3 protein-coding genes are annotated in these 2,394 nt (G+C 53.3%); 2 read left to right on the forward strand and 1 reads right to left on the reverse strand.

Features of this window, described 5'->3' with window-relative positions:
• A partial coding sequence (locus tag GIW48_RS29585) for a hypothetical protein (protein WP_236490699.1) occupies positions 1-426 on the forward strand: 426 nt, incomplete at its 5' end.
• Between the two features lie 487 nt (positions 427-913).
• Here the strand turns inward: GIW48_RS29585 and GIW48_RS29590 are convergent.
• On the reverse strand, positions 914-1,183 hold the full coding sequence (locus tag GIW48_RS29590; protein WP_419789536.1) for a hypothetical protein: 270 nt from the start codon (positions 1,181-1,183) through the stop codon (positions 914-916).
• Positions 1,184-1,510: 327 nt separating this feature from the next.
• On the opposite strand from GIW48_RS29590, the gene GIW48_RS29595 reads away from it, so the two are divergent.
• A partial coding sequence (locus tag GIW48_RS29595) for a hemagglutinin repeat-containing protein (RefSeq protein WP_236463047.1) occupies positions 1,511-2,394 on the forward strand: 884 nt, incomplete at its 3' end.

Here is a 2,394-nt window from a genome sequence, read left to right on the forward strand (position 1 = left end):
GGAGAAATGGGGTCATGGGAGAAATGGGGTCAGACCACTATTCTTCTGGCGGGGAAAAATGGGGTCAGACCACTATTCTTCCGGCGAGGGCCCAACGGGGAAGTAATCGCTAATAAATTTAGTGGGTACTACTGGAAGAGTTGGACGCCTGCACTACCCTCCGACCGGAGCAGAGCTAAAGAGTTGGGGGCAACAATGAGTATGGAAGACATAGTGGCTGATAGACTTGGAAAAGTAGTTGCTGACGGATTTGATATTTTTAAAATATCAAAAGAGGCACGCGATATTTACCAAGATCCAAACCTTTCTCTCGCAAAAGATTTAGACATTGCGTTGTTGTCACTAATGGCAATGGTCGAAGGGCCAGAGTTTGAGATGACAGAAAAAGAATTTTATGATTTTTTATCTAATATTCGACAGATGTAGTTTTCAATATTCCCAACTTGATCAAGCACTATCGACACCGGCCTTGCGCCGCTATTTTGCACCCTATTTGAGTTGGAAAAGGGGACGGATTTATTTCTCACCCATCTGCTAGGCTGTGATTTTCTGAAGAGAAATGGGGTCAAGAGAAATGGGGTCAGACCCTGAGGGATCCCCACAAATTTATTTTAAGCTCTGCGTTTGATGGCACACCTCATCACGCAGAGCCCGCTCCAATATTTCCAAGTGTCCTCAGCCCCCAAAATCTGTGCAGCTTCGCCTGGAAAAGGGCACAGATTTATTTGATTTTCACAGGGTGTTTGTGTCTAAGGTAGGCGAGTTTATTTAGGTGTACTGTACTTTTTTGGGTTTATACGTGTTTTTCGTTTTAGATATTAAAATCTAGTTCTTTAATAAATTGGCTTTTATTTTTTACATCTTGGGCTCTGAGCTTAGCCAGATCGGGCGGCTCTACGCCGCCCGAATTTATTTATAAGTCTTGCGAAATTAACCTTCGCCCAATCACATCCATGAGATCGCAACCATCACGCAATGGAATGGCCAGTAACAGCGCAAAGTCGTGAAGGACAATCGCATCACTGCTGATTTCCTCGCGAAATGCCAGGTTTTCCAGAAACTGAGTTACTGCACGAATGCGGTAAGCAGCGGCGTCATAGAGAACATCAAGAGGGGCTTGCGTGTCGATCACCAGCGCGGGGATGGTTGAATCGTGGCCTGTTAGAGGCATGTATCGGGGCATTTTATATCTCTCTACTTAAGTGATGGATGCCATCACTCAAACGTCGCCAAACGTATGGGTGACAGCTGTACGCAGGTTGGCGAACCGGCAGTAGAGAAAACCGGCAGACCCTAAGGTCTCCCGCGCACAGCCGTCATAAACGACTTTGCGGGCGCACAAGTGTCTGCAAAAAAGCCGTCAGCTTGCGCATTCTCTACCGTCAGGTCGCCAAACCTGAATCGCCATATGGGCGACCGGCGGACTATAAGCCCTCAGCATAAAGACGCGCAAGGCATCAAATAGCCAACACCAGCGCACAGGCAACTGCCGGAAATACTCGCCACCGCCGTGACCGGCGACATCCTCAACGAGCGCACCGTCACCACCTTCAAGCAGGAAGGCGAGGGCTACCAACTGCGCAACGACGTGGCCAGCGACGCCTCGCGCTTCGAAGCCACCGACACCCTCAAGCTCAACGCCGGGCGCGATGTACTTAACGTCGGCAGCGACCTCAAGGCCGGTGGCAACGCCAGCGTGACCGCCGGGCGCGACGTGGTGATCGCCAGCCAGACCGAACAGGACGACTACGCCTACCAACGCCGCCGCGTCAAAGGCACCGAGCAAACCACCCTGCAATACGGCTCGAACGTGGACGTGGGCGGCAACCTCGCCATCGACGCCCGCCGCGACATCGCCGTGGTCGCCAGCACCGTCAGCGCCGCCAAAGACCTCAGCGTCAAAGCCGGCGAAAACCTGACCCTGGCCGCCGCCGCCAACGAACAACACGACTACTCCAAAGGCAAAAAAGGCGGCACCAAAACCACCACCCAACTCGACACCGTCACCCAACAAAGCGCCGAACTCAAAGCCGGCGGCGACCTCATCGCCATCGCCGGCACCGACCTGACCCTGGTCGCCAGCAAAATCAGCGCCGGCAACGAAGCCTACGTACACGCCGACAACGAACTGAGCCTGCTGGCCGCGCAAGACAGCAACTATTCGCTGTACGACATGAGCAAAAAGGGCGGTTGGGGCAGCAAGAAAACCCAGCGCGATGAAGTCACCCAGGTGACGAATGTGGGGAGTGAGATCAAGACCGGCGGCAACCTGACGTTGCAGAGCGGCGGGGACCAGAAGTATCAAGCGGCGAAGCTCGACAGTGGCGGGGATATTGCGATTGTCAGTGGTGGGGCGGTGACGTTTGAGGCGGTGAAGGATTTGCGGCAGGAGAG

This window comes from Pseudomonas sp. PA-6-3C, assembly GCF_021605825.1.
In the GTDB taxonomy this organism is placed as follows: Bacteria; Pseudomonadota; Gammaproteobacteria; order Pseudomonadales; family Pseudomonadaceae; genus Aquipseudomonas; species Aquipseudomonas edaphica.